This is a genomic window from Arthrobacter sp. CAU 1506, from assembly GCF_005047635.1.
Taxonomy (GTDB): Bacteria; Actinomycetota; Actinomycetes; order Actinomycetales; family Micrococcaceae; genus Crystallibacter.
In genome coordinates this window covers 495,246-520,925 of record NZ_SUKC01000001.1, presented here as the reverse complement: position 1 = coordinate 520,925, position 25,680 = coordinate 495,246, and the positions used below count along the sequence as shown (strand labels likewise).

Annotated in this window: 24 protein-coding genes; 15 read left to right on the top strand and 9 right to left on the bottom strand. The window is 67.4% G+C overall.

Annotated features, from left to right (window positions below):
• Position 1: 1 nt before the first annotated feature.
• From E4J89_RS02265 to E4J89_RS02245, 5 genes are all read left to right on the top strand, one after another.
• Positions 2–1,504 carry a SulP family inorganic anion transporter gene (locus E4J89_RS02265; protein WP_205754381.1) on the top strand — a complete coding sequence of 501 codons (1,503 nt, stop codon included), beginning with the start codon at positions 2–4 and terminating at the stop codon, positions 1,502–1,504.
• A 115-nt stretch (positions 1,505–1,619) separates the two neighbouring features.
• Positions 1,620–1,994 carry a TraR/DksA C4-type zinc finger protein gene (locus E4J89_RS02260; protein ID WP_136784446.1) on the top strand — a complete coding sequence of 125 codons (375 nt, stop codon included), beginning with the start codon at positions 1,620–1,622 and terminating at the stop codon, positions 1,992–1,994.
• A gap of 308 nt (positions 1,995–2,302) precedes the next feature.
• Positions 2,303–3,091, top strand: a complete 789-nt coding sequence (locus tag E4J89_RS02255) for a DeoR/GlpR family DNA-binding transcription regulator (protein ID WP_136784444.1) — start codon at positions 2,303–2,305, stop codon at positions 3,089–3,091.
• Positions 3,088–4,374: a galactose-1-phosphate uridylyltransferase gene (galT, locus tag E4J89_RS02250; RefSeq protein ID WP_240691637.1), complete on the top strand. Its 1,287-nt coding sequence runs from the start codon at positions 3,088–3,090 to the stop codon at positions 4,372–4,374. The genes E4J89_RS02255 and galT overlap by 4 nt, the downstream gene beginning before the upstream one ends.
• Positions 4,375–4,385: 11 nt before the next feature.
• Positions 4,386–5,615: a galactokinase gene (locus tag E4J89_RS02245; RefSeq protein WP_136784577.1), complete on the top strand. Its 1,230-nt coding sequence runs from the start codon at positions 4,386–4,388 to the stop codon at positions 5,613–5,615.
• 158 nt (positions 5,616–5,773) lie between these two features.
• Here E4J89_RS02245 and E4J89_RS02240 read toward each other — a convergent pair whose 3' ends face one another.
• Complete coding sequence (locus E4J89_RS02240; protein ID WP_240691636.1) at positions 5,774–6,475, bottom strand: TetR/AcrR family transcriptional regulator C-terminal domain-containing protein; 702 nt, start codon at positions 6,473–6,475, stop codon at positions 5,774–5,776.
• Positions 6,476–6,659: 184 nt separating this feature from the next.
• Here E4J89_RS02240 and E4J89_RS02235 point away from each other — a divergent pair, with 184 nt between their 5' ends.
• The 4 genes from E4J89_RS02235 (at position 6,660) to E4J89_RS02220 (ending at position 11,623) form a co-directional block, all read left to right on the top strand.
• Positions 6,660–8,057 carry an NAD(P)/FAD-dependent oxidoreductase gene (locus E4J89_RS02235; RefSeq protein WP_136784443.1) on the top strand — a complete coding sequence of 466 codons (1,398 nt, stop codon included), beginning with the start codon at positions 6,660–6,662 and terminating at the stop codon, positions 8,055–8,057.
• 3 nt (positions 8,058–8,060) lie between these two features.
• A complete protein-coding gene (locus tag E4J89_RS02230; protein WP_136784442.1) occupies positions 8,061–8,984 on the top strand; it encodes a universal stress protein in 924 nt (307 codons plus the stop codon).
• A 2-nt stretch (positions 8,985–8,986) separates the two neighbouring features.
• Complete coding sequence (locus E4J89_RS02225) at positions 8,987–10,528, top strand: APC family permease (protein ID WP_136784441.1); 1,542 nt, start codon at positions 8,987–8,989, stop codon at positions 10,526–10,528.
• A gap of 189 nt (positions 10,529–10,717) precedes the next feature.
• Positions 10,718–11,623, top strand: a complete 906-nt coding sequence (locus E4J89_RS02220; RefSeq protein ID WP_136784440.1) for a macrolide 2'-phosphotransferase — start codon at positions 10,718–10,720, stop codon at positions 11,621–11,623.
• A gap of 158 nt (positions 11,624–11,781) precedes the next feature.
• Here the strand turns inward: E4J89_RS02220 and E4J89_RS02215 are convergent, their stop codons facing one another.
• The 3 genes from E4J89_RS02215 to E4J89_RS02205 form a co-directional block, all read right to left on the bottom strand.
• Positions 11,782–12,492, bottom strand: coding sequence for a hypothetical protein (locus E4J89_RS02215; protein WP_136784439.1), 711 nt, complete (start codon positions 12,490–12,492; stop codon positions 11,782–11,784).
• Positions 12,473–12,994, bottom strand: coding sequence for a MarR family transcriptional regulator (locus E4J89_RS02210; protein ID WP_136784438.1), 522 nt, complete (start codon positions 12,992–12,994; stop codon positions 12,473–12,475). Before E4J89_RS02210 ends, E4J89_RS02215 begins: the two co-directional genes overlap by 20 nt.
• Before the next feature lie 113 nt (positions 12,995–13,107).
• Entirely contained in the window at positions 13,108–13,869 is a 762-nt protein-coding gene (locus E4J89_RS02205) for a DUF1353 domain-containing protein (protein WP_136784437.1), read from the bottom strand.
• A gap of 125 nt (positions 13,870–13,994) precedes the next feature.
• Between E4J89_RS02205 and E4J89_RS02200 the strand changes: the two genes are divergently transcribed.
• Both E4J89_RS02200 and E4J89_RS02195 read left to right on the top strand, forming a co-directional pair.
• Positions 13,995–14,483 carry an NAD(P)H-dependent oxidoreductase gene (locus E4J89_RS02200; protein WP_136784436.1) on the top strand — a complete coding sequence of 163 codons (489 nt, stop codon included), beginning with the start codon at positions 13,995–13,997 and terminating at the stop codon, positions 14,481–14,483.
• Positions 14,484–14,539: 56 nt separating this feature from the next.
• Positions 14,540–15,778, top strand: a complete 1,239-nt coding sequence (locus tag E4J89_RS02195; RefSeq protein WP_136784435.1) for a hypothetical protein — start codon at positions 14,540–14,542, stop codon at positions 15,776–15,778.
• A gap of 42 nt (positions 15,779–15,820) precedes the next feature.
• On the opposite strand, the gene E4J89_RS02190 is transcribed toward E4J89_RS02195, so the two are convergent.
• Complete coding sequence (locus E4J89_RS02190; protein ID WP_169303898.1) at positions 15,821–16,378, bottom strand: histidine phosphatase family protein; 558 nt, start codon at positions 16,376–16,378, stop codon at positions 15,821–15,823.
• A gap of 271 nt (positions 16,379–16,649) precedes the next feature.
• Here E4J89_RS02190 and E4J89_RS19335 point away from each other — a divergent pair, with 271 nt between their 5' ends.
• Complete coding sequence (locus E4J89_RS19335; protein WP_169303897.1) at positions 16,650–16,790, top strand: hypothetical protein; 141 nt, start codon at positions 16,650–16,652, stop codon at positions 16,788–16,790.
• 135 nt (positions 16,791–16,925) lie between these two features.
• Here E4J89_RS19335 and E4J89_RS02185 read toward each other — a convergent pair whose 3' ends face one another.
• From E4J89_RS02185 to E4J89_RS02170, 4 genes are all read right to left on the bottom strand, one after another.
• Positions 16,926–20,324: a DEAD/DEAH box helicase gene (locus tag E4J89_RS02185; protein WP_169303896.1), complete on the bottom strand. Its 3,399-nt coding sequence runs from the start codon at positions 20,322–20,324 to the stop codon at positions 16,926–16,928.
• A 114-nt stretch (positions 20,325–20,438) separates the two neighbouring features.
• Positions 20,439–20,867 carry a hypothetical protein gene (locus tag E4J89_RS02180; RefSeq protein WP_136784431.1) on the bottom strand — a complete coding sequence of 143 codons (429 nt, stop codon included), beginning with the start codon at positions 20,865–20,867 and terminating at the stop codon, positions 20,439–20,441.
• A 237-nt stretch (positions 20,868–21,104) separates the two neighbouring features.
• Positions 21,105–21,509, bottom strand: coding sequence for a hypothetical protein (locus E4J89_RS02175; RefSeq protein ID WP_346763368.1), 405 nt, complete (start codon positions 21,507–21,509; stop codon positions 21,105–21,107).
• 59 nt (positions 21,510–21,568) lie between these two features.
• Positions 21,569–22,738 (bottom strand): glycosyltransferase family 1 protein, encoded by a 1,170-nt coding sequence (locus tag E4J89_RS02170; RefSeq protein WP_136784430.1) that lies wholly within the window; start codon positions 22,736–22,738, stop codon positions 21,569–21,571.
• Between the two features lie 101 nt (positions 22,739–22,839).
• Here E4J89_RS02170 and E4J89_RS02165 point away from each other — a divergent pair, with 101 nt between their 5' ends.
• From E4J89_RS02165 to E4J89_RS02160, 3 genes are all read left to right on the top strand, one after another.
• The gene (locus E4J89_RS02165) at positions 22,840–23,586 is read left to right on the top strand and encodes a sulfite exporter TauE/SafE family protein (RefSeq protein WP_240691657.1); all 747 of its coding nucleotides are present in this window, start codon (positions 22,840–22,842) and stop codon (positions 23,584–23,586) included.
• A gap of 109 nt (positions 23,587–23,695) precedes the next feature.
• The gene (locus tag E4J89_RS19870) at positions 23,696–23,824 is read left to right on the top strand and encodes a hypothetical protein (RefSeq protein ID WP_276606329.1); all 129 of its coding nucleotides are present in this window, start codon (positions 23,696–23,698) and stop codon (positions 23,822–23,824) included.
• 397 nt (positions 23,825–24,221) lie between these two features.
• Complete coding sequence (locus E4J89_RS02160) at positions 24,222–25,553, top strand: FAD-binding oxidoreductase (RefSeq protein WP_136784428.1); 1,332 nt, start codon at positions 24,222–24,224, stop codon at positions 25,551–25,553.
• Positions 25,554–25,680 lie beyond the last annotated feature (127 nt).

Here is a 25,680-nt window from a genome sequence, read left to right as displayed (position 1 = left end):
GATGACCGCGCAGCCGGACCTGACTCCCGAAGAACGTCAGTCCGTCCTGCGGACGCTCAAATCACCGCGGCTGCTGAAGACCGAAGTGCTCGGCGGGCTGGTGGTGGCGCTGGCCCTGATCCCGGAGGCCATTGCGTTCTCCATCATCGCCGGCGTCGATCCGCGCATCGGGCTGTTCGCATCCTTCACCATGGCCGTATCCATTGCCTTCCTGGGCGGCCGGCCGGCGATGATCTCCGCGGCCACCGGCGCGGTGGCGCTGGTGATTGCCCCGCTGATGGACAGCCACGGACTGGACTATCTGGTGGCAGCCGTGATCCTGGCCGGGGTGTTGCAGGTGCTGCTGGCGCTGCTCGGTGTGGCCAAGCTGATGCGGTTCATCCCGCGGCAGGTGATGGTGGGCTTCGTCAACGCATTGGCGATCTTGGTGTTTATGGCGCAGGTGCCCGAGCTTCTGGGCGTTCCGTGGCTGGTGTACCCACTGACCGCCTTGGCGCTGGCGATTGTTTTTGGCCTGCCGAAATTGACCCGTGCGGTGCCGGCGCCGCTGGTGGCGATTGTGGTGCTGACGCTGATCACGGTGTTCGCGTCTGTTGCCGTGCCGACTGTAGGGGACAAGGGCGAACTGCCGGACAGCCTGCCCGCCCTGTTCTTCCCCCAAGTGCCGCTGAGTTGGGACACCTTCGGCGTCGTCTTCCCGTATGCCCTGACCATGGCTTTCGTGGGCCTGCTCGAATCGCTGATGACGGCCAAGCTGGTGGATGACATCACCGACACCCGTTCGTCCAAGACCCGGGAGTCGTGGGGTCAGGGAGCGGCCAACATCATCACCGGCTTCTTTGGCGGGATGGGTGGCTGCGCGATGATCGGCCAGACCATGATCAATGTCCGGGCTTCGGGGAGCCGGACGCGGATCTCCACCTTCCTGGCCGGCGTGTTCCTGCTGATTCTGGTAGTGGTTCTGGGCGACGTGGTGGCGCTGATCCCGATGGCCGCCCTGGTGGCGGTGATGATCTTCGTGTCCTGCGCGACCTTCGACTGGCACAGCATCAAGCCCTCGACCTTGAAGATGATGCCGAAGAGCGAGACCGCCGTCATGCTGGTCACCGTGGTCGCCACCGTGGCCACCCACAACCTGGCCGTCGGCGTGGGACTCGGTGTGCTGACCGCCATGGTGCTCTTCGCTAACCGGGTGTCGCATCTGGTGACGGTGGAGCGGACCGTGCTGGAGGTGAACGGCAAAGAGACCGCTACCTATGTGGTCGACGGCGAGTTGTTCTTCGCGTCCTCGAACGACCTCTACACGCAGTTCGACTATGCGCTGGACCCGGACAAGGTGGTCATCGACATGCACGCCTCGCACCTCTGGGATGCCTCCACGGTGGTGGCGCTCGATGCGATCACCGAGAAGTACCGGAACCACGGAAAAGAAGTCCGGATCATCGGGCTGAACTCTGCCAGCGTGGCCATGCGCGAGCGGATGGCCGGCAAGCTCAACGGCTGACCCTGGCGGTTGTCCGGCCTTTTGTCGGCAGACGGTTCCGCGGCTGCCACAACGGCGTATTCTAGGGGCACTCCGGTTCGGATAATGCCGGACTGTGCGTGGATAGGAGGCCAGCATGAGCGACCAGCTAACCCAGGACGAGGTGGCGCATTTCGCTGCCTTGCTGGATGCTCGGGAGGCGTCCGACCGGGCACAAGTTGAACGCCTCACCGTGGACATCGCCGAAGTCACCGCGGCGACCCGCGACATCCCGGCCGACGACGAGCACGACCCCGAAGGGTCGACGGCCACGCTGGAACGGGCCCGCGAAGTAGCGCTGCTGGTTAGCACGGAAAAGGCGCTGGCCAACATCGCTGCTGCCCGCGAACGGCTGGAAGACGGGACCTACGGCCGGTGCACGTCCTGCGGCAATCCGATCCCGCGTGAGCGCCTGGAGATCAGGCCGGAAGCGCAGTACTGCGTCAGCTGCGCCGCGAAACACAGCAGCTGAAGCGGCCGCACTTCTATAGCGGCTGAGGCAACGCGTTAGCCGATGAGGCACCGCGTTAGCGGCTGAGGCGCGGCGCCAGTTCGATGCCGGTCGCTACAACGCGTCCGCCGCACTGCCGGCCGGGCGAGGTCTGGCCCGAGGCAACCCCGATCCAGCAAACCGCAGAATCCGTCTGCGCAACCGTCCCCTCCGGGACAGCACGACGTCGGTGCCCCGCCTTTCGCAGACGGGGACCGACGTCGTTGTGCGATGCTGTGCTACTTTGAGGGAGAAAGTGCGGATTTGATCGATCTGTGGGAGGCCCGGCCATGCTGGCACCGGAACGGCGGCGCTATGTGCTGCAGGAACTCAGCGTCCGCGAAACCGTGCGCGTTTCCGAAGTGGCGCAAGCGCTGAACGTATCCGAGATGACCGTGCGCCGGGACATTGAGGCGCTCGACGGCGAGGGCGTGCTGCGCAAGGTGCACGGCGGAGCCACCCGGCTGCGCGGCACGCAGGAAGCGGAGCCGGGGTTCAGCGTGAATCTTGGCCGGCAGCGGCAGGCGAAGCTGGCCATCGGCCGGGCCGCTCGGGAACTGCTGCGGCCCGGGGCCACGATTGCGATCTCGGCCGGCACCACCACTTATTGCCTGGCCGGCCTGCTGGCCGGGCTGGAGGGACTGACGGTAGTCACGAACTCGCTGACCGGGGCGGACGTCGCCCGGCGCTCCACCGGCGGCGAAGCGACCGTCATCATGACCGGCGGCGAGCGCACGCCGTCGGAAGCGCTGGTGGGCCCGGTGGCCACCGCCGCGATCCGGTCGCTGCACGTGGACATGTGCTTTTTGGGGGTGCACGGCATCCACCCGGACGGCGGGCTCAGCACGCCCAACCTGGCGGAGGCGGACACGAACGCCGCACTCGCCGAGTCGGCTGACCGGCTGGTGGTGCTGGCCGACCACACCAAGTTCGGTATCCGTGCGCTCGCGCCGATCGTCCCCCTGGCCGCGGTGGACACGCTGATCACCGACGCCGGCATCCCGGACGAGGTCCGGTCACGCTATGCCGAACTCGGCGTCAACCTGCTGGTGGCCTCCGAAACGGGGGAACCGGCGTGACGGAACAGGATGCGCCCGTGGCGGGCACCGCCGTCGTTGTTCCGGAAGGGGAGCCGGTCACCGCCGTGACCAGTACCCGGCTGGCGGACGGGCGGGAACTGCTGTATTTCGACGACGGTGCGCAGCCGGTTCCGCGGACCACACAGGACACCCGGGAGCTTCCCGAACGGACGCCCGCCGGCGAGCTGCGGTACGACGTGCTGACCGGGGAGTGGGTGGCGCTGGCCGCGCACCGGCAGACCCGCACCTACTTGCCGCCGGCCGACGCCTGCCCGCTGTGCCCCAGCACGCCCGACTACGCCTCCGAGATCCCGGCCGCGGACTATGACGTGGCCGTATTCGAGAACCGGTTTCCCTCGCTCGGTCCGGACCTGCTGGCGGTGCCGGAACACCCGACCTGGGGCCGGGCCGACACCGCCGGCGGACGCTGCGAGGTGGTCTCCTTCACCTCGGCACACACCGGCTCGTTCACCGGCCTGGACACCCGCCGGGTGCGGACCGTGATCGACGCGTGGGCGCACCGGACCGCCGCGCTGAGCGCGATGGACGGGGTGGCACAGGTGTTCTGCTTCGAGAACCGCGGTGCGCAGATCGGCGTCACGCTGCACCATCCGCACGGACAGATTTATGCCTACTCGTACCTACCGCCGCGCGGGGCGGTGATGGCGGCGGCCGCGCAGCAGCACTTTGCCGCGTCCGGAGGGCGGGAGACGCTGACCGGATCGGTGCTGGCGAAGGAGCGTTCCGACGGCTCGCGGATGGTGCTCGAGGGTGAACATTTCAGCGCCTACGTGCCGTTCGCCGCGCGCTGGCCGCTGGAGGTGCATCTGGTGCCGCACCGGCAGGTGGCGGACCTGGCCGGACTCACCGGCGCCGAGCGGGACGAGCTGGCGGAGCTGTACCCGCAGCTGCTGGGACGCTTCGACGCGCTCTACGACAGCCCCACGCCCTACATCGCCGCGTGGCATCAGGCGCCCGTGGATCCGGCGCTGCGCGAATCCGGCTACCTGCACCTGCAGCTGACCTCGCCGCGCCGGGCGGCGGACAAGCTCAAGTACCTGGCTGGCTCCGAGGCGGCGATGGGTGCCTTCATCAACGACACGTTGCCCGAACAGGTCGCGGAGGCGCTGCGGGCGGCCGGCGGCGGGGCCGGTGCGGATGCCGGCAGGGCCGGTGTGGTCGCTGGCGGAACTGGTGCGGATGGCGCCGGGACTGATGCGGCCGGCGACGGGACTGATGCGGACGCTGTCCGGACTGATGCGGACGCCAGGAGCGGGCAGTGAGCGCCGACGCCCTGGCCGCCCGCACCGCTGACGCTTTCGCCGCACGGTTTGGCCGCACGCCGGCCGGGGTATGGGCCGGGCCCGGACGGGTGAACCTGATCGGCGAGCACACCGACTACAACGGCGGTTTTGTGCTGCCGTTCGCCATCGACAAAACAACGACGGCGGCGCTTGCGGTCCGTGGCGACCGCACCGTCCGGGTTGCCTCCGCCCTGTCCGGGACCGAAGCCGTGGAAGTCGACCTGGATGGCCTGCGCCCGGGCGCCGTGACCGGCTGGGCTGCCTACCCGCTGGGCGTGGCCTGGGCACTGGAGCAGGCCGGGGTGCGGCTGCCCGGCTTCGACCTGCTGGTGGACTCCGACGTGCCGGTGGGTGCCGGACTGTCCTCGTCCGCGGCGCTCGAGTGCGCCGTGGCGGTGGGCCTGGCTGAACTGGCTGGGCTGGATGGCTCGGTTCGGCGGGGAGGATTGGCTGCGCTGGGCGGGCCGGGCGGGCCGGGTGAACCCGGTGGCCCAGGTGGACTGGCGCGGCTGGACCGGCGGGCACTGGCCGCCGTCGGACGCCGGGCCGAGAACGACATGGTCGGCGCCCCTACCGGCATCATGGACCAGTACGCCTCCCTGTTTGGTGCCGCCGGATCCGCCGTCTTCTTGGACTGCCGCAGCGAAGAGGTGCAGCTGGTACCGCTGGAGTTGGACGCCGCCGGCTTGGTTTGCCTGGTCCTGGATACCAAGGTTTCGCACGCCCACGCCACCGGTGACTATGCCCGCCGCCGCGACTCCTGCACCCGGGCGGCGGAAGCCCTGGGCGTGCCGCTGCTGCGCGAGGTTCCGCTGGACCGGCTGCCGGAAGCACAGCAGTTGCTCGACGAAGAGACGTTCCGCCGCGCCCGACATATCGTGGCCGAGAACCAGCGCGTGGTGGAGACGGTGAAGGTATTGCGCTCCGAGGGGCCTGCGGCCATCGGCCGGCTGCTCGACGCCAGCCACGGTTCCATGCGCGACGACTTCGAGATTTCCTGTCCCGAGCTCGACCTAGCCGTGGATACCGCCCAGGCCAACGGCGCACTCGGCGCCCGGATGACCGGCGGGGGATTCGGCGGGTCCGCCATCGCGCTGGTTCCCGTGGGTGACCTGGATAAGGTGCGGGATGCGGTCTTGCGGGCTTTCGCCTCGCGCAGATACCGGCAACCCGAGCTGTTTACCGTGCTCCCGGCGGACGGAGCCCGCCGGCTGCTGTAAGCCCAACCTCCATCCAGATCGACTATTCAGATAACGCCCGTTCGGGCCTGAAAAGGGCGTTATCTGAACAGTCGTTGGGGACAGCCGATGAGGCGACGCGAGCGAAGCGAAGAGGTGTCTGGCTACCGGGCTCGGGAGCCAGGCCGGGTGCGCCAAGATTAGGCGGACTGGGCGGCTTTGAGCTGTGCCTGCAGCCCGGCGATCAGGGCCTCGAGCCCCAGCTGGAAGGCGGCGTCGGCGGCCGATCCGGTGTCGCTGAGATCCTGCGTCCGCACAGCGGAAGTGAAGACCGGGTTCGCCGCGGCCAGCTCTCCTGATTCGAAGATGTCGGCGGGCGCTGTCACATCGAAGGCCGAACCGAAAATGAAGGACTCCAGCGCCACGATCGCCGGCACCACCTGAGGTTCAGGCCAGCCCGCGCGCAGGAAGCCGGCCGCCACCGCCTCGTACATGGCCAGCGTGTGCGGCGCACCGGTCACGGGCAGCACCGCAATGACCGGAATCAGCGGGGCGTGGTGCGTGAAGACGTCCCGGTAGGACCAGGCCCAGCGGCGCACCGCGTCCGGCCACGGAAGTTCGGAGAAGGCAGCCACGTCGACGCGGGCCATCAGGTGGTCCTGCAGCAGCAGCAGGACGTCGTGCTTGGAGGCCACGTGGTTGTACAGCGCCGACGGGGCCACGCCCAGGCTGCGGGCCAACCCGGACATGGTCAGTCCCTCATAGCCGCGCGTTTCGATCAGGCCGAGCGCCGCCGTCGTCATGAGCTCCTTGGAGAGCAGCTTCTCGGTGGGGCGGCCGGCCGGCCGATGTCCGTTCGGGGGAGGGGCAGGGGCATCGTCGCGCGCCGAGCGTGTTGTCACGACAAACTCCTTCTTCCTTGTCCCCTCGGGGCTGCGGCGGTACAACCCGTGTCACCATCCTACGCAAGCCTTTTCAAGATCCTGTGGTGCAGGTTACAGTGGACGTTAAATGAATGCAGTTCATTTAGGCGGAGGCCGGAAACAGGCCGCGTTCCGCAGCAGTACTAACGGGAGTTGAGCAACAGTGAGCAAGTTGAAGCGGGACGTTGTGGTAATCGGGGCCGGACCTTCCGGGCTGACCGCGGCACGTGACCTGAAGCGGGCAGGTTTGTCCGTGGCGGTGCTGGAGGCGCGGGACCGTGTGGGGGGCCGCACCTGGACCGATGTGGTGGACGGCGCCATGCTCGAGATCGGCGGCCAGTGGGTGTCCCCGGACCAGACGGCCCTGCTGGAACTGCTGGGGGAGCTGGGCCTGGAGACCTACAGCCGCTACCGCGACGGCCAGAGCATCTACCTGGATCCCGTCGGCGAGGCCAAGCGCTACACCGGCGCCATGTTCCCGGTCAGTGACTCCACCGAGGCGGAAATGAACCGGCTGATCGGCCTGCTGGATGCCCTGGCGGCCGAGGTGGGCGCGGAGGAGCCGTGGGCGCATCCGAAGGCGCGCGAGCTGGACACCATCTCCTTCCACCACTGGCTGCGCCAGCAGTCTGCCGATGAGGAGGCCTGCAACAACATCGGCCTGTTCGTGGCCGGCGGCATGCTGACCAAGCCCGCGCATTCCTTCTCCGTGCTGCAGGCGGTGCTGATGGCCGCGTCGGCGGGCTCGTTCAGTAACCTGGTGGACGACGACTTCATCCTGGACAAGCGCGTGGTGGGCGGCATGCAGGAGGTGTCCGTCCGGATGGCCGCCGAACTGGGCGAGGACGTACTGCTGAACGCTCCGGTGCGCGCGCTGCGCTGGGACGACGACGGCGTGACCGCCATCGCGGACGGCGTCACCGTTGAGGCCCGGCACGCCGTGATGGCCGTGCCGCCGAACCTGTATTCGCGGGTCTCCTTCGAGCCGCCACTGCCGCGCCGGCAGCACCAGATGCACCAGCACCAGTCACTGGGCCTGGTGATCAAGGTCCACGCCGTCTATGAGACCCCGTTCTGGCGGGCCGACGGCCTCTCCGGCACCTGCTTCGGCGCGGGGTCGGTGGTGCAGGAGGTCTACGACAACACCAACCACGCGGACTCCCGCGGCACCCTGGTCGGTTTCGTGAGCGATGAAAAGGCCGACGCCATGTTCGAGCTCAGCCCGGAAGAGCGCAAGGCCGCGATCCTCTCCGCCATTGCCGACTACCTCGGCCCGGCTGCACTGGACCCGGTGGTGTACTACGAGTCCGACTGGGGTTCCGAAGAGTGGACCCGCGGCGCGTATGCCGCCAGCTACGATCTGGGCGGGCTGTCCCGCTACGGCAAGGACCAGTTGGCGCCGGTGGGGCCGATCTACTGGTCCTGCTCCGACCTGGCCGGTGCCGGCTACCAACATGTGGACGGCGCAGTGCGGATGGGCCACGCGACCGCCGCCCGCATCCTGGCGGCACATGCTGCGTCTCGCGGCGAGCTGGCCGGTGCTGCCGGGCTGAAGGGCTAGGGCGTGCGCCGGTACGTTGTTGCCTACACGGCCACCGACAGCGGACGCGAAGCGATTAATCTGGCAACGGCGTTGGCACGCCGACAGGGCGGGAGCCTGGACCTGGTCATGGTGCTGGCGGAGTCCTCGCCGTACTCGGGTGCCTACCCCAGGCCGGAATCCGGATACGACGCGATTCTCTCCGACCAGATCCAGGAGTGGCTGGCCGAAGGGCTCAGCCTGGTTCCCGACGACGTGACGGCCCGCGCCCACGTGCGCCGGGCCGAATCGAACGCAGAAGGCCTGATTGCTGCGGCCGAGGAATTCGATGCCGCGCTGATCGTGATCGGCGCCGGACGCAGCAGCGTGTTCCGCCGCTTCAGCGTGGGAACGGTGGCCAGCGGGCTGCTCCATGCCTCGACGGTGCCGGTGGCCCTGGCGCCCCGGGGCTACCGCCGCACCGAGCCGGTCACCCGAATCACCGTCGGGCTGGGCAATCGGGCCGGCGCCGACGACGTGTTGCACGTCGCCCTGGATGCAGCCCGGCGGCGCGGACTGGCCCTGCGCCTGCTCTCGCTGGTGACGCTCGATTCGTCCGACCTGGACGCCGTGTCCCGTGCCGAAACCCAGATGAAGGAGCGCCTGGCCCAGGCCGAAACCATGCTGGCCGGCCGGGTGACGGCCCACGTTGCGCAAGGCCGCTCCATCGAGGACGCCATCGATGCGCTGGAGTGGGACGACGGGGAAGTGATGCTGATCGGTTCCAGCCGGCTGGCACCCCATAGCCGGCTGTTCCTCGGGGCGACCGCCAGCAAGGTGCTCCGCGCCCTGCCGGTGCCCATGGTGGTGGTGCCTCGCGGCTATCGGAGCTCGCCACTACCCACTGACAACCCCGAGCTGTCCGAGGCTCCGGAACTTTTCGACGACGACGGCCACCAGGAGGCATGACCATGACCAGCACCATTGAACGGGCCGGAAAGGCTCCGGGCGGGTTGAGCCGCAAGGGATTGAAGTCGGGGTCGGTCGGCCTGCTGGGCGCCGTCGTCATCGGTGTTTCCTGCATTGCCCCGGCCTACACGCTGACCGGCGCGCTCGGCCCCACCATTGCGGAAGTGGGCGTGCATCTGCCGGCGATCTTCCTGGTGGGCTTCATCCCGATGCTCCTGGTTGCGCTGGGCTACCGGGAACTGAACAACGCCATGCCGGACTCGGGCACGTCGTTCACCTGGGCCACCCGCGCCTTCGGCCCGTGGATGGGCTGGATGGGCGGCTGGGGGCTGATCGCCGCCACGGTGATCGTGCTGTCCAACCTGGCGGCGGTGGCGGTGGACTTCTTCTACCTGATGCTCGCCCAGGTCACCGGCAACGAGGCGCTCGCCGACCTGACCAACAACCTCCCGCTGAACATCGCCACCACCTGGGTATTCATCGGACTGGCCTGCTGGATCTCGTACCGGGGCATGGAGACCACCAAGACCTTCCAGTACGTGTTGGTGGCGTTCCAAGTGGTGGTGCTGATCTGGTTTGCGGTAGCCGCCTTCGGGCACGTGGCCGGCGGCACCGCGTTCAACGCGCTGGAAATCTCGGCCGACTGGTTCAACCCGTTCGGCGTGGAGTCCTTCTCTGCCTTCGCTGCCGGCATTTCGCTGTCCATCTTCATCTTCTGGGGCTGGGACGTCACGCTGACCATGAACGAGGAGACCAAGAATCCGGAAAAGACTCCGGGCAGGGCCGCAACGGCCACCATCCTGGTCATCGTCGTCATCTACATGACCGTGGCACTGGCCGTGCTGGCCTACGCCGGCGTGGGCACCGAGGGGCTCGGGGCCGGCAACCCGGAGAACCAGGAAAGCATCTTCGCCGCGCTGGCCGGCCCGATCATGGGGCCGTTCGCCATCTTGATGTCGCTGGCCGTGCTGAGCAGTTCGGCGGCCTCGCTGCAGTCCACGTTCGTCTCCCCGGCCCGGACCATGCTGGCCATGGGACACTACAAGGCGCTGCCGGCCGGCTACGGGAAGATCAGCCCGCGCTTCAAGTCGCCCAGCTACGCGACCGTCGCCGCCGCGATTGCCGCGGGCGGGTTCTACACGGTGACCCGGGTGCTGTCCGAGAACGCGCTGTGGGACACCATCACCGCGCTGGGCATGATGATCTGCTTCTACTACGGCGTCACCGCGCTGGCCTGCGTCTGGTACTTCCGGGCCGAGGCATTCACCTCCCTGCGGAACCTAGGGCTGAAGTTCGCCGCTCCGCTGCTGGGCGGAATCATCCTGCTGGTGATGTTCGTGCAGACAGCCGTCGACTCGCTGGACCCTGACTACGGTTCCGGCTCCTCCATCGGCGGAGTGGGCCTGGTGTTCGTGCTCGGCTGCGGCGTGATCCTGCTTGGGGCAGTGCTGATGGTGCTGATGTACCGGCGCAACCCGGAGTTCTTCCGCGGCGCCACACTGCGCCGGGGCGTGGCTGCCGAAGACCTGGCGGACCGCTACTGACGCCAAGCGTCCACGGCTGGCGCAAAGTCACTGACGCGCGGACGCTGACGCAACTGACGCAAGGACGCACGACGTCGGTGCCGCACCCCGGTGGGGTGGGGCACCGCCGTCGTGCTGTCGCCTGAGGGACATCCGTAGCCGCCACAGGCCTACATGGCTACAGTGGCAGCAAGGCTGAAGGAAGGTGCCATGATCACTGCGGACGAATTCACGCCGGACTACGTGGCCGATCTTGCGTCCCAGAACGGGATGACGATCCAGCCGAAATCCGTGCGGTTCAATGAAGCCGGGCTGGATTACCTGGTGGCCTTCGCCACGGCCAAGGACGGCAAGAAGTGGGTGCTGCGGATCCCGCGGCGGCCGGACGTGTCGGCGAAGATCTCAGATGAAGCCAAGATCCTGGACCTGGTGAAGAACAAGATCTCCGCCGCGGTGCCCGACTGGCGGATCCGAAACCGATCGCTGATTGCCTATCCCGAACTGCCGGGCGAGCTGGGCCTGACGGTAGAAGACGGCGAACCGGTCTGGCATTTCGACCGCGAGTCGCCGGCCTACTGTGCCTCGCTGGGGCGCCTGATCGCCCAACTGCAGCGGATCAGCGCGGCCGAAGCACAGGCCAAGGGCGTCCCGGTGCTGACGCCGGCCGAAGTGCGCGACGAATGGCGCACCAACGTGGCCACGGTCAGCGCCGAGTTCCGGATTGCCGACGAACGGATGGAGCGCTGGACGGCATGGATCGGCGACAACAGCTACTGGCCCGACTTCACGGCGTTTGGGCATGGGGAGCTCTACCCCGCCCATTTGCTGCTGGACGAGGAGTATGAAATCCGGTCAGTGCTGGATTGGACGACGGCGAGGGTGGGCGATCCGGCAGCTGATTTCAGCCTCCACCACATGATGTCCACGGCCGAGGCCTTCGACTTGACGGTCCGGGCTTTTCTGGACGCGGGCGGGCGCGTGCCGCCGCGGCTCGGAGAACACTGCGCGGAACTGGTGGCCGCCGGCCCCGTGGTCTACGCCATGTACGCCCTGCAAACGGGACACCCCGATCACCAGGGCACGGCTGCCGCCCTGCTGGATCCTTCCGGCGCATGAGCTGACGGGCCGACACTCCGGCACGCGGGCTGGCGGCTATCAAGCCGGGCGCCTGAACTGGCGGGCCGCCCGCCCGGCCCGTGGCCCGGCGGCTGGTGTGTCCGGGCAAGAATGACCGGCGCCCGTTCGCTGGCGCCGGTCATTGGTCTAGAGGGGTGTTACTTTTTGCGGCCCTTGCCCTTGGCGAGGGGATTGGCCTTGGTGAGCGGCCGGGCGGTAGCAGCCAGGACGCTGGCTTCCGGTGCGGATGCCTCGGCCAGAAGCGGTTCCTGCACGATCGTCGTGCTGGCCGGGACGTCCGCTTTCGCAACGGCAGGGACAACGGACTCAGCCAGCGGGGCCGGTGCGATGAGCACCGAAGCCGGCCGCGCGCCGTCGTCGTTCGATGCCGCCTCCAGCTGGAGCCGGGCCGGAGCCGCCGGCAACGCTGCAAAAATGCGGTCGGCTACCAACGCCGGGGAAGCGGGGCCCTGAGCCGGACCGGCGGCAGTGAACGGCACGGCGTTGGAAGGAACGGGGCCGATGTCATCGGAATGCTCGAACAGGGCACTGGTGAAGCGGTCCGCGTAGCCCAGCCGCTTGGCAATCAGCCAGAGGGAGGCGCCGACAATGACCATGGTGGCGACCACCGCGATGCCGGTGCCGTAAATCCGCAGCAGCGCGTTGACCGGGGAGAGGGCATGGACCGGTGTGGTGTCCAGCAGCCAGACGATGGACCAGAACACCGCGGTGGCGGCCAGGGTCAGCAACGGAAACAGCAGGCCAGCGGTACGGACTTTCAGGACCAGCATCTGCCGGATGGCGGACAGGCGGGTAGAAAGAGTGAGCAGATCGTGTTTGCCACCTTGCTCAAGAGCCTTTGATGACATCGCCGGTCGTGTTCCTTTCCGAGTCGGTTCGTGGGGAGGGTTCACCGCGCAGGAGCTGCTCGGCGAAACGGGTAAAGAGTCGGGCAAAAGCCTCGCGGTCGTCGTCGGTCCAATCCGACAGGATTTCGTCGACAACGGCGGCCCCGGCCTTGCCAATGTTCCGGTGCATCCGCCGGCCGGCTGTGGAGGCGGTCAGCAGGGTGGCCCGGCCGTCGTCGGGATCCGCCTGTTTGTCCACCAGCCCCTTGTCCTCAAGGCGGCGGACCTGCGGCGTCATCGTGGACTTGTCCACCCCTTGCTGCGTGGCCAGCTCCGAAACGCGTACCGGACCCTTGTCGTCGATGTACTCCAGCAAGGCGACGTCGGTAGGTGTCAGGCCGGCTTCGCGCGGATCGAACAGCTGTTTCCGCGTGTCGGCATGGGAGGCCCAGCGCACCACCTGAGCCACGGCGTCACGGATCATGACACCCGGATCGGGCTGTTTGCGGGGGGTGGGAGGCATGTCTCAATCATAGTCCATTCCGTTTGGTTGTGCCAATCAAACCAACTGTCCTCTTGGAAGTGGATTCCAGGGGCCGGTTTTCGGCATTTCCGGATGGTTATTTGTGATCTGGATCATGGCTGCGGCGTTCTCGCCAGCGGTCCGACGACGGGCGGCGGGCCGGGGTGTCTGACGAAGGGTTTGGTCACCGCCCACCAGCCGGTTTCGCAAAGCCACAACAGCAGTGAGCCGGCGGCGGCTGCGGCGAGCACGGGGGAGAACAGGGCGAAAGCCGGAACCATCACGGCAAGCACCGGCCAGTCCCGGGCCCAGGCCAGGCACAGCAGGCCGGTCAGCAGCACGGCGGCGGTGACCGGCAGCGGTCCGGCACCCGCTGCGGTGAACCAGATGGCGGCAATGAACGCGAGCGCCCCCACCGCGACCGACGCCGCTAGCAGCAGCCCGCGCACCCTGGAATGCTCGAGGTAGGCCTGGATCGATATGCCGGCCCACATCAGCCGGGCACGCAACGCGGCCACTCCGGTATCCAGCAGGGCGCGGCGAAACTCTTCGTCATAGACGCGGCGCAGCCGCAGCGCTTCCCCGGCCGGCAGCGTTGAGCACTCGGCCATCCGCTGGTCATGCAGCAGGGCCGGGGCCGTTTGCCGCCCGTAGCTGGCGATGAGCCCCCACATCCAGGTGGGCACCGAAGCCAAATCCGTGGAGTTGTTGGTGAGTCCGGCGGAGAGATCGTGTGCGTCGATCCTGACGATGGCCGAAGCTTCCTCCGCCCGGTAGTAAATCGGTTGCGCTAACTGGAAGCATCTCTTGGTGCGCTGAACCAGATAGATGGCCGTCAGGGGCTCGGTGGCGGCGGCGTCCTGGTAAAACGGCATGTGGCCAGTGTGACATCCGGGGCAGACGTTGCCTATGGGCAACGTGGGGTAACGCCGCGCCACAAGCCGCAATGGCTGAGTCGAGTGCTGGCGATCAGGCCTTCCCGCGCGGTAGCGTCCAGAGCATGACCGTGACAGTTGTGGCAGGAAATCCCAAACCCGGCTCCCGGACGCTGGCCGCCGCTGAACAGTTGGCCGAACAGATCACCGGCGCGCCGGCGGACCACGCGGTGGATGTGGTGACCTTGGGCCCGGGCCTGCTGGGGTGGGGCGATGAGGGCGTGGCCGCTGCCGTCAAGACGGTGCAAGGCAGCGAATTGATCATCGTGGCCTCGCCCACCTTCAAGGCCACCTACTCCGGCGTGCTGAAACTGTTCCTCGACCAGTTCGCCACCGGTGACGGGCTCGCCGGGGTGGTGGCGGTGCCGCTGATGCTCGGCGCCGGGCCGGCCCACGCGCTGGCACCGGAGCTGCTGCTGAAACCGGTGCTGGTGGAACTGGGCGCCACGATCCCGGTTCAGGGGCTGTACTTGAACCAGGAGTCCTGGCAAGACCCGGAAAGCAGCGCAGCCTGGCTGGAGAAATGGCGGCTGGTCATCCAGTCCCTGCTCTGATTCCCGGTCCGGCCCCGGCAGTTACCTTCGCGGCGAGGGCATGGCAGACTCGTGGCATGAGTCCTGTGAGCCGCAAGCGCAAGCCGAAAAAGCCAAAGAACCGGCAGCCCGGCTCGGGCAGGCAGTCCGGGCCGGAGAGCGACCCGCTGCTGGAGCTGTACGTCGAGCTGGAACGCCCGTTTGCCGACACCCTGGAGACGGCCAGCCCGATTGAAGCCCACTCGTTGGGCGGCTACCTGCTGGATCTGTGGGACACCCAGGACGACGCCGGCCGGCAGCGCCGCAACGAACTGTTCTACGCCTGGCTGGACCTGGCCGAGGACCGCAACGGACCCGGCGCGGTGCCGATGCTGCGCGCATTGGCGTTTCTGATCGGCCGTCCGGAGATGCGCCGCGACGCCGAAACGCTGGCAGACCGGCTGGTAGCCGACGGCTTTACCGAGCCGGAGTGGGCCAAGCACCCGGTGACGGTGACGGCCCTGCACCGCTATGCGGACGTTTACGGCGACGAAGCCAACATGCTCTTCGAGTTCACTGCCGGGAACGAAAAAGTCGGCCTGCTGGCGCTGCTGGACGGCAATATTTTCGGCGGGACGGTGACGGAAACCGGGCTGGTGGACGACCCGGCCGCGACGCTCAAGGACCTGAACGAAGACGCCCAGGAAGAAGGGCTGGTGCTCGACGCCGACGCCGACCTGACCGGCACCGCACTGGACGCGTGGGAAGGGCTGGACGCCTCGTTGGACCTGCCCGAGCACATGGTGGATGAAGACTTCGGTGCCCGCCGCTGGGTGGCCCAGGCCTGGCTGCGCACCATCATCGAGCTGGCGGACGAGACGGAGGACGAGAGCGAGGACTGGCTCTCCGACGAGGACTACGCTGAACTCGACGACGCCGAAGCCGGGGCCGCACCCAGCGCAAGGCCGCAGCACGAAGATGCCCAACCGGCGGGCGGCAGCCTGGACGGGGACATCGAGGCGCTCCGGCAGGAACAAATCGACGAAATGGCCGCCCGCTATGTACGGGAGACCGGACGCGAATCAGCCTCGGAACTCGGCATGGTGAAACAGATCCTGGGCTACAGCTGGGATTACGACGGCGGACGGTTCACCCGGGTGAGTCCGGTCAAGTTGGATTTGATCAGCGAGACGCTGCTGGCGGAGGGCGGCTTGGAACCGGTGGACCCCGCCGAACTCACCGCGTTCCTGCACCGCTGGGTGGACTGGTGCGCACCGCGCGAAGAACTGTCCGAGCACGGCGTGGCGGCGCTGCACCAGCGTTTGAACGGCGAGTAGCCGGGCCGCGGCCGCCCCCGGGATCGGCACAACCCGCCGTCGTCAGGGGCAGGCGGCGGCCAACTGGTCCGGATCTGCGCGGTAGCCGAGCACCACGTCCGGGTCCAGTTCCACGGTTTCACCGTTGAGGATGTAGTCACGGGGCGTTCCGTGCAGCACATTCAAGGTGAGCCGCAGGATCGTCCCGTGCGCCACCGCGATGATGTTTTGTTCCGGGTAGGTGCGCAGCAATGCCTGCAGCCCGGCAATACCGCGGACCGCCACGTCCGCCTCCGGTTCGGCTTGCCGCATCAACTCGTCGATGCGCGGCCGGTCCATGCCGCGCAGGACGGTGCCTTCGATGCCGCGGTAATTACGCTCAAGGAGCTCGGGGACCGTTTCCTCCAGTTCCAGGCCCAGCTGGTTGCCGATGATCTGCGCGGTTTCCACGGCGCGTCCCAAAGGCGAGGACACCAAGACGTCCCAGCGGCCCGCGGACAGCGAGGTGCCGGCGTCGTGCGCCTGCTGCCTGCCCAAGCTGTTGAGCGGCACATCAGTGTGACCCTGCAGCCGCCCGGCCGCGTTCCAATCGGTTTGTCCATGGCGTACCAGTGCCAGCACCCTGCCCCCTTTGTCCGGTGGACGGGACGGCCCGCGGAGACGGACGATCCCGCCTACCACCATAGCCCGGCCGCGGCCCAGGGGAGCCCGGCGGTTGGGGAGGTGGGCTGTGGGCTGCTCTCGGTCACCGGGCGGCAACGGTCCGTGCCGGCCCGCTCCGGCGACGCCGGACCGGCCGAGACGGGGCGGGATGCGTCGTTCCCCGCGGACGTGACCGGAACCATGCTCGAGGGTGCCGCGATACCGGCGGGGTCGGGGATACCTTTAGTGCGTGGTCAAAGTTGTGGGAATCATCCAGCCGGTCGAAACCAAGGAATTGTCGGCTGAAGGCGAGTCGTATGCCGACGCCAGGGCTGCCCTCGAAGCGCAGGTGCCGGAAGGCTGGCGCTTGCTGCAGATCTTGACCAAGTAGTCCCGGCCGGAGGAGATAGTCCTGGCCCGGAGTAAACACTCCCGGTTAGAGGATGGACCCCGCGGGAAGGAACCACCGGGTACATCGCCGTGCTTGTCCGGGGCGGGAGCCTGTTGGAGCAGCGCGGCGCCGGATCTAGTCGCCGAACAGGCCGCGGATGTCGGTGGCGGTGAGCTTGGACGAGAACATGGCGTCGTCTTCGAGCACGGACGAGATCAGCTTGGCCTTCCGCTCTTTCAACGCCATTACCTTCTCCTCGATCGTCCCGCGGGCCACCATGCGGTAGACCATGACGTTCTTGGTCTGGCCGATCCGGTGCGTGCGGTCCACGGCCTGGGCCTCGGTGGCCGGGTTCCACCATGGATCCAGCAGGAAGCAGTAGTCGGCCTCGGTCAGGTTGAGGCCGAAGCCGCCGGCCTTGAGGCTGATCAGGAATACCGGCGCACTGCCGTTTTTGAACGTCTCGATCACCTCGGCACGGCGTCGGGTGGAACCGTCCAGGTAGCAATAGTCGATGCCGGCCGCGTCCAACTGCTGGGCGGCCTTTTTCAGATAGCCGGTGAACTGGCTGAAAATCAGGGCCCGGTGGCCCTCGCCGATGACGTCTTCGAGTTGTTCGAACAGCACGCCGAGCTTGCTGGATGGCACCGAGGCGTACTTCGAGTCCACCAGAGAAGGGTCCAGGCTCAACAGCCGCAGCAGGGTCAGCGACTGGAAAATGGTGAACCGGTTCTTGTCCATGTCCTCGACCAGCCGCAGGACCTTCTGCCGTTCGCGCTGCAGGTGCGTGTCGTAAATTCGCCGGTGCTTGGGCGTCAACTCCACCTCCAGTACCTGCTCCTGCTTCTCCGGCAGGTCGCGGGCCACCGCTTCCTTGCTGCGGCGCATCATCAGCGGTTTGATCCTGCGGCGCAGCTTCTGCAGCAGTTCGGAGTCCTGGTTGCGCTCGATCGGCCGCTGGTACTGGTCAACGAACCGTACGGCGGAGGGGAACAGTCCGGGCGCCACGATGGAGAAGATGGACCACAGCTCCATCAGGTTGTTTTCCATCGGCGTGCCGGTGATGGCCATCTTGAAGGGCGCGCGCAGATCGCGGGCACACTGATGGACCTTGGTGGCGCGGTTCTTCACGAACTGCGCCTCGTCCAGGATCAGCCCGGCCCAGTCCGTCTCCTGGTAGGTCTCGAAATCCAGCCGGAACAGCGTGTAGGACGTGACCACGACGTCGGCGCCCGCAGCGAGCTCCGACAGCGGCCGGCGGCTGCGAATCTGCGTGTCGGTAATGCCCTCGATCTTCAGGTCGGGGGCGAAGCGGCGGCTCTCGTGGACCCAGTTCGACACCACGGAGGTAGGTGCCACCACCAGGAACGGGCGGGCCACGGCCGGCTCGCCATTCTCCTTGGCATGCAGCAGCAGGGCCAAGGCCTGCAGCGTCTTGCCCAGCCCCATGTCGTCCGCCAGCACACCGCCCAGCCGGTGCCGCCAGAGGAAGGCAAGCCAGTTGAAACCTTCGGCCTGGTAGGGGCGGAGCTCGGCGTCCAGACCGGCCGGCAGGGGAGTCTGTTCCACTTCCTCCAGCGACAGCAGGCCCTGGACCGATTCCCGCCAGGTGCGGGCCTGCACCGTTTCGGTGGCGACTTCCTCCAGATCCTCCCAGAGCGAGGCCTGGTAGCGGCTGATCTGCAGTTCCCCGGATTCCCGGTCCTGCATCTGCCGGGCTTCATCCACCAGTTGGCGGAGTCGGTCGAAGACCGGCTGCTTCAGCGAGAGGTAGGACTTGTCCACCAGCAGCAGCCGCTTTTGGCCGCGGGCCAGCGCCTTGAAGATGTTTCCGAACGGCACGGTGCGGCCGGCGACGCGGACCATGACGCCGAGGTCGAACCAGTCGCTCTCCTCGGTCTCCACCGTGCTGATGGTCAGTTCGGGTGCTTCGGTCAGCTCCTGGTAGTCGGGCTTTTCGCCCACAATGTCCACACGTACGCCGTCCAGCTGCTCCAGCGCGGGCAGCGCATAGCGGGTGAAGTCCACCGTGGCCATGTCCCGCAGCGTGCGCGCCGCCGTCGTGCCCGCACCCGGCACCGCCGCGGCGGCCTCCAGCAGGTCCTGCTCGGCGGGCAGGTCGCGGTAGTGGCTGGTGTCCGGTTCCGCGTCGACGGGAAACCGCAGCGGCTTGTCCCCGTGGCGGTATTCGATGTGCCAGCCGAGCTGCAGCACGTTGCCCTTGCGGTAGGACGCGGTCAGCACCAGTGCCGGCGGGACAATCTCGGGGAAACTGACCGATTCGTCGCTGCTGGCCACCGCAATGCGCTGGCTGAGCGCCGGATAGTAGCGCTCCATGAACTGCTCGACGTCGGCGGCCGGCACCGTCAGCGGGGTGCCGGAGAGCAGCAGGTTCGCTTCCTGGTCGGTGACGGTATGCGCGGTGGGAGCCAGCGTGATGACGGTCTGGCCCGAGAAGTCGTAGTGGTACACGCCGTGCGTGCCGACAATGCCCGCGGTCTCCGTGGACAGCTCCTGGCCGTCGATCCGCAGCGACGGGGTCAGGACCAGGTCGGCGGTTCCCGGGTGGTCTCCGGCGCCGCTGTCCTCGGCACCGGCGGCCGACGCTGTCCCATCGAGATGGGCGTCCAGGCCGATCACGGCCTGCTGTCGGATTTCGACGACGGTGTCCGCCTTGGCGCCTACCAGTGCGATGCCCAGCCGCTTGGCTTCGGCGAAGAGCTCCCAGAGCAGCGGGCTGCTGAACTCGTCGAGGAAGAGCCAGTCGTTGTCTTCGCCGAAATAGGTCAGCCCGGTGGCCCGGTGCAGCGGCGCGAACTGGCTGAACCAGCGGTGCTGTTCGGTGTCCAGCGGCAGGCCGTAGGTCTTGTAGCTGATGGTGTTCCAGCGCAGTTTGCTCCGGATCCACCGGCCGGTCTCGTTTTGCAATACGGGGCGGACGCCCACCCGCAGCCGGTTTCCGGCCTTGCGGCTCCAGCTCGGTCCGGCTGCGGAGGTCTGCGGCATGGAGAGGCCCGAGGGTCGGTACTGGCGGTCGTTACGGCGGCCCGGCTCCATCAGCTCAAACTGCAGCCCCAGCCCGGACGTGCTTTTCGCCTTGGTCTTCGCGGTTTTGCCTGCACTGCCCGTGGCTCCGTCCGGGGTGCCGCCGATCAGGCCAGCGAGTGAATCCTGCCAGCCGGCCTGCTCCGGTTCCGGCTCGCGCGCAAAGGCCTGGCTGGTGATCAGGTGCTGGCTGTTGCTGTTGAGGAGCACCGCGGCCACGTGCTTGCAGTCGGAGCCCACCGGGCAGCTGCAGGAGGCCGAGGCCGGACGCCATTGGCCACTCTTGCCGATCTCCAGGTAGATCCGGCAGCGGTACGGCAGCGCGGCGGTACCGAGAACTTTGGCGGTCAGGAGCCGGACGGACGGGTCCCAGTCCAGCTCGGCCACGGATCCGTCGGAGGCATAAATTTTGCCGCGGGCAAAGGCGGCGCCGCCCACCAGCCTGATGATTTCGCTGACGTCAACCAGCGGAAAAGTGTGTGCGGCCATGGCCTCCATCATCTCATGGTGGAAGCGGCGGCCGGCACCGGGCGCTGAAGCTGTGGACAGCGAGAACGGCCGCCCGGGCAGGACCCGGGCGCGGCCGTTTTCTCCGCCAGAGAGCTAGGCGGTCGGGAGTACCGCCGGCTTCTTGTTCTTGGGATCCAGGATCAGGGCCAGCGCAATGCCAAACAGCCAGATGTCCTTGGCTACAGGGGTGCCCTCGGCACTGGGGCGGACGTTGTCCTCCTGCGTCATCTGCGGCGTCTTGAAGTACATGGCCAGCAGCGACCCGGAGAACGCGGCCAGGCCCAGTCCGGCCAGCCGGCTGGGCACGAAGGGCAGCAGCAGCGCCGCGCCCAATGCGGTCTCGCCGTAGGCAAGCATCTTGCCGAACTTCTCCGGATCCATCTGCTTCAAAGCGGGAAACGCACGGCTGCCCATCTGCTGCATGCCGGCGGCACTTTCCTTGTCCAGCTTCTGCTTGCCCAGCCCGGAGTTGAGGATGAACGCGCCGCTGGTGAGGCGCAACGGAATATGGCTCAGTTTCATCGGGAGTCCTCGAATCTGTGTTGTCCGCTGGTACGTTCGAGCCTACGGTCCCGCCGCACCGACCGCTAGACCCATACCCCGGCGGTCGACCAAGTGAGCGCCAGCGAACGCGTGGAGACCCCACGCGCCATACCTCCGGTGGTCGACCGGTCTCTACTCGGCGCTGGCGCGCCTCCTTCGACCACCGACAGCGCCAGCGAACGCGTGGAGACCGGTCAGCGCGGCGCCACCCCAGCCTTACTTCTTGGCGGCGCGGACAACCCGGGCCACGGCCCGGCCAGCGCACCAGACCAAGGGAATCAGCACAGCCAGCAGCGCCACGGTGTTGGGCCGGAACGTCGCGGGCCCGTCGCCGCGTCCGGCGTAGACTCCGAGCGGCAGGGCTATACCGCCTCCGCCACCGCCGGCGGCTCCATCGGCATCCCCGCCGCCGCCGAAACCGTACTGAACCCAGGCCACCGGGACCACGGTCTCGCCGCCCACCTGCAGCGGTTCTCCAAAGGTCCGGGCGACGCCCAGGGATTTGAGCTGTTCGGCCAGCCGTTCCGGTACGGACGGTCCGCCTGGTGGCCCCGGCGGCCGCTGGTCCTTCCGGGATGACGGGGCAGATTCGGGCGATACGGATCCGGTTTCTGTGGGCATGGGCACATCCTAGTGGAACGGGTCGAGGCGCTGAATAGCCGAATCTTTGGCTGAAGCATTCACCCGGCCAGGAAACCCAGCACGCCCCGGGCTTCTAGGTTCAGTTCCCGGCGCTTGACCCTGATGGCAAGCCGGTAATAGTCCACCAGCTGCTCGCAGAGGACCGGCCACGTCCGGCCCTGCACGGAGTGATGAGCCGCTTCGCCGAGCGCCCGGCGCTTGGTGTCGTCGCCGGTCAGGTCCCGGACGTACTCGCGCAGTTCGTCCAAGTTCCCGGGCCGGTAGATCCAGCCGGTCCTCGACGGGTCGACCAGGTCCAGCGGCCCGCCGCGGCCCACCGCCACCACGGGTACGCCGCTCGCCATCGCCTCCTGGATGGTCTGGCAGAAGGTCTCCGATTCGCCAGGGTGAACAAACAGGTCGAACGAGGCGATGCGTCGGGCCAGGTCTTCGCCGGTCTGGAAGCCGTCAAAATGCGCACCAGGCAATGCGGCCCGCAGTTCCTCCTTCAGCGGGCCGGAACCGACCACCACCAGCCGGGTCCCGGGGAGATCGGCCAGCACGGCCAGATCCGCCACTTGCTTTTCCGCCGCCAGGCGGCCCACATAGCCGATGATCCGTTCGCCGTTGGGCGCGACGGAAGCCCGCCAACCGGCGTCGTACTTGTCCGGATGGAAGCGGTTGGTATCCACCCCGCGCCGCCACAAGTGGACCCGGATGCCGCGGCTGCGCAGCTGCTGCATGGCGAACGACGACGGCGCCAGGGTCAGCGTGGATGCGTTGTGGATGCTCTCTACGCGCTGCCAGAGCAGTTCCTGCAGCCAGGGAGCGCCGTACCGGGCAGCATAGGCCGGGACCTCGGTCTGGTAAACGGAGACTGTGGGCAGGCCGAGCTGCTGCGCGGCCTGCACCGCGCGCCAGCCCAGAATGAAGGGGGAGGCTACATGGACCACGTCCGGCCGGAAGCCGGCCAACACCCGGCGGATGCGTGCCACGGTTCCGGCGGCCACGCGCACATTCGGGTAGCCGCGCAACGGGATGGACGGCAGCCGGTGGACCGGGTAGCCCTCCACCGTTGCCGGTGCGGTGTCTTCCAGCCACGACGACGTCGGTGCCACCACCAGGACGTCGTCTCCGCGGCGCCTCAGGTGGGCGATGACCTGCAGCAGGGAATGGGTCACACCGTTCATATGCGGCAGGAACGATTCGGCGACGATAGCTATCCTCACGCCATCCACCCTGCCTGCCGTCGGCAACGCGCAGGCAAGCAGGCGTGATCGTGTCGGTGAACGGCGGCCCAACTCCGCTCTGGCAGGGTGGTCGGGTGACCATGGGACTCTTGGCGCTGATCACCGGCGCGATCTTTTTCGGTTCGGTTGCCCAGCGCATCGCGGGCATCGGGTTCGCCCTGCTGGTGGCGCCGATTCTGGCCATCTTGTTGGGGCCGCACGAGGGCATCATGATGATCAACATCTGCGCAGTGGTCTCCTGCGGGCTGATTGTGCCGCGGGTGTGGCAGCAGATCGACTGGAAACTGCTGCTGTGGCTGTCCGTTCCCGCCGTCGTCGGCACTGTCGCTGGCTCTTGGCTGGCGGTGCAGGTCCAGCCCGCGGTGCTCTCTACCGTGGTCGGCGCGGTGGTGATGGCCGGGCTGGCCGTCGCGGTGGTGCTGGGCCGCGCGCAGGTCACCGTGTCCGGGCAGCTGCCCAAGGCGCTCGCCGGGCTCGGGTCGGGGCTGACCAACGCGCTCGCAGGAGTGGGCGGTCCGACGGTGAGCGCCTACGCCATCCTGTCCCATTGGCCTCCGCGACCATTCGCAGCAACGCTGCAGCCGTTCTTCCTGCAACTGTGCCTCATCACCGTGGGCGTGAAACTGGCGGTGGATCCAGGCAGCGTGCCGCACCTGGCGTGGTGGATGTGGGCGGTCATTGCCCTCGCGATCATCGTCGGCATCTTCGCCGGCGAACGGCTCGGCCGGCGGCTGCGTGACGAGCACGCCAGAGCTGCGGTGGTGGTGCTGGCCTTTCTGGGAGCGGCCGGTGCGTTGGTTAAAGGACTGGTGGATCTGCAGGCCTGAATGCCGTTCCTTTCCGTTTGTTTTGGCTCCCGGTGATAGGGGCTGGCTTTATTTCCTAAAGCGGGTATGGTCTCTAGCAAGACATCCCGCTTGAGAAAGAGGAGCAAGAATGTCCGGAAAAACACCTGCGCGCGAAAGCGCGAAAAAACAGGGCCGCAGCATTAAAGAAAAGCGTGCCGAAAAGCGCGAAAAGGCGAACTTGGAGAGTGAAACCATTCCCAAGCGCCGGAAGCGTTAGCGCGCCGGAACCGTCACCGTCCGTGGAAACGGCGGCCCAGTTGCGGGGCTGACGTTTCGAGGGGGCACGGGCCGATGGCGCCGGCAGAACCGTGGCAACACGGTTCGTGCTGACTGGCGGAACCACGGAAAGAGTCCGCGGAATGAGTCTTCCTGCGTTGAATTTCCGTTCGATGAATATCCGCCTGCGGGGCGGCCGGATGATTTCAACGTCATCCGGCCGCCCATTCCATTTAACAATTGCTTCCGCGAAGGCCGGCGCTCATTAACGTGCAGGTGGGTGCAGGGACGGGCGTCCGGTCTGGTCCGTCCTGGCGGGCCAAAAGTCTGGCGTGTCGCCGGTGAGCGGCGTACGGTTTTTCTTGCTGGGGGTCCAACATATGGAGAGGACCAGCGCCATGGAGTGGATCCGGCCGGAAGACTCCGGCTACGACGAGGCTCGAAAACTTTTCAACGCAATGATTGACCGGCGGCCGGCCGTCATTGCCAAATGCAGCAGCCCGGATGATGTGGGGGAGGCCCTGCGCTACGCCCGGGCGCATCAGCTGGACGTGGCTGTTCGGTCCGGAGGCCATTCAGTAGCGGGCATGTCCATGAACGATGGCGGACTGGTCATCGACGTCCGCCCGATGAAGACGGTGACGGTGGACGCCGAGGCCAGGACCGCCACCGTGGGCGGCGGCGTGACCTGGGGTGAGTTCGACCGGGCGGCCCAGCCCTTTGGACTCGCGACCACCGGCGGCCGGGTCAGCACCACCGGCGTGGCCGGCTTCACGCTCGGCGGCGGATCCGGGTGGATGGAACGGAGCTGGGGTCTGGCATGCGACAACCTGGTCTCGGTGGATCTGGTGACGGCATCCGGCGAACTGGTCACCGCCAGCGAGCGGGAGAATCCGGACTTGTTCTGGGCGCTGCACGGCGGCGGCGGAAATTTGGGCGTAGCGGTTTCGCTGACCTTTCGGATGCATCAGGTCGGCGAGCAGAGCTTGTCCGGCCTGATGTTGTGGCCCGCCGAGGCTGCGCCCGACGTGGCCCGCGCCTACCGCGACTTCGCACCGGATGCTCCCGCCGGAGTGGGGACAGCACTCGCGTCCGTGATTGCCCCTCCGGAGGAGTTCGTGCCGGCCGATCTTCAAAACAAACCCGCGCTCGGCGTGGTCTTTGTCCACGCAGGAGAGCCCGAAACCGGCGAACGAACGCTCGAGACCGTACGCAGCTGGGGGCCCGCTGCTGACGTTGTGGCGCCGCGGCCGTATGCGGAGTTCCAGTCGATGCTCGACGATCAACCCGACCAGTTCAACTATTGGTCCGCGGAATACCATGACGAGTTCCCGGACCCGGCAGTCGACGTCTTCCTGGAATACGGCGCCAAGTTGCCGCACCCGTCGTCGCAGCTGCTGCTGCTGCCGTGGGGAGGCGCCGTCGCCACGGCGGAAAGCGCCAGCACGCCGATGGCCCGGCGCGACGCCACTTGGGTGAGCCACCCCTTCGCGCTCTGGCAGGATCCTGCCCAGACCGAGGAGGCCATCGGTTGGGCGAAGGGATTCCGCCGGGAGATTTCCGACTTCGCCACCGGCGGGGTGTACCTGAACTTCATCGGCCATGAGGGGCAGGACCGGATCAAAGCTGCGTTCGGGGAAGAGAACTACAACAGACTGGCCCGGATCAAGCACACGTACGACCCACTGAATGTGTTCAACGGCAACCAGAACATCGAACCCGCCGCCTGAAGTCCGCCCGGCTTGACCCAACAGCAGGAGCCGAGCCCCCGCCGTCGTGCTCTGTGACAGTACGACGCCGGTGCGTCACAGCTGTGTGCCAATGGCTACGGCGCCGAGTCGCTGAGCGGGCCGGGGC

What these genes read in the sequence shown, in the direction of transcription:
- E4J89_RS02255 (WP_136784444.1), top strand. Translation starts at nt 2,303, where the DNA reads ATGCTGGCACCGGAACGGCGGCGCTATGTGCTGCAGGAACTCAGCGTC.
- E4J89_RS02200 (WP_136784436.1), top strand. Translation starts at nt 13,995, where the DNA reads ATGACCGTGACAGTTGTGGCAGGAAATCCCAAACCCGGCTCCCGGACG.
- E4J89_RS02220 (WP_136784440.1), top strand. Translation starts at nt 10,718, where the DNA reads ATGATCACTGCGGACGAATTCACGCCGGACTACGTGGCCGATCTTGCG.
- E4J89_RS02175 (WP_346763368.1), bottom strand. Translation starts at nt 21,509, where the DNA reads ATGCCCACAGAAACCGGATCCGTATCGCCCGAATCTGCCCCGTCATCC.
- E4J89_RS02210 (WP_136784438.1), bottom strand. Translation starts at nt 12,994, where the DNA reads ATGCCTCCCACCCCCCGCAAACAGCCCGATCCGGGTGTCATGATCCGT.
- E4J89_RS19870 (WP_276606329.1), top strand. Translation starts at nt 23,696, where the DNA reads ATGTCCGGAAAAACACCTGCGCGCGAAAGCGCGAAAAAACAGGGCCGC.
- E4J89_RS02265 (WP_205754381.1), top strand. Translation starts at nt 2, where the DNA reads ATGACCGCGCAGCCGGACCTGACTCCCGAAGAACGTCAGTCCGTCCTG.
- E4J89_RS02205 (WP_136784437.1), bottom strand. Translation starts at nt 13,869, where the DNA reads ATGCCGTTTTACCAGGACGCCGCCGCCACCGAGCCCCTGACGGCCATC.
- E4J89_RS02180 (WP_136784431.1), bottom strand. Translation starts at nt 20,867, where the DNA reads ATGAAACTGAGCCATATTCCGTTGCGCCTCACCAGCGGCGCGTTCATC.
- E4J89_RS02165 (WP_240691657.1), top strand. Translation starts at nt 22,840, where the DNA reads ATGGGACTCTTGGCGCTGATCACCGGCGCGATCTTTTTCGGTTCGGTT.
- E4J89_RS02160 (WP_136784428.1), top strand. Translation starts at nt 24,222, where the DNA reads ATGGAGTGGATCCGGCCGGAAGACTCCGGCTACGACGAGGCTCGAAAA.
- E4J89_RS02225 (WP_136784441.1), top strand. Translation starts at nt 8,987, where the DNA reads ATGACCAGCACCATTGAACGGGCCGGAAAGGCTCCGGGCGGGTTGAGC.
- E4J89_RS02215 (WP_136784439.1), bottom strand. Translation starts at nt 12,492, where the DNA reads ATGTCATCAAAGGCTCTTGAGCAAGGTGGCAAACACGATCTGCTCACT.
- E4J89_RS02195 (WP_136784435.1), top strand. Translation starts at nt 14,540, where the DNA reads ATGAGTCCTGTGAGCCGCAAGCGCAAGCCGAAAAAGCCAAAGAACCGG.
- E4J89_RS02260 (WP_136784446.1), top strand. Translation starts at nt 1,620, where the DNA reads ATGAGCGACCAGCTAACCCAGGACGAGGTGGCGCATTTCGCTGCCTTG.
- E4J89_RS02185 (WP_169303896.1), bottom strand. Translation starts at nt 20,324, where the DNA reads ATGGCCGCACACACTTTTCCGCTGGTTGACGTCAGCGAAATCATCAGG.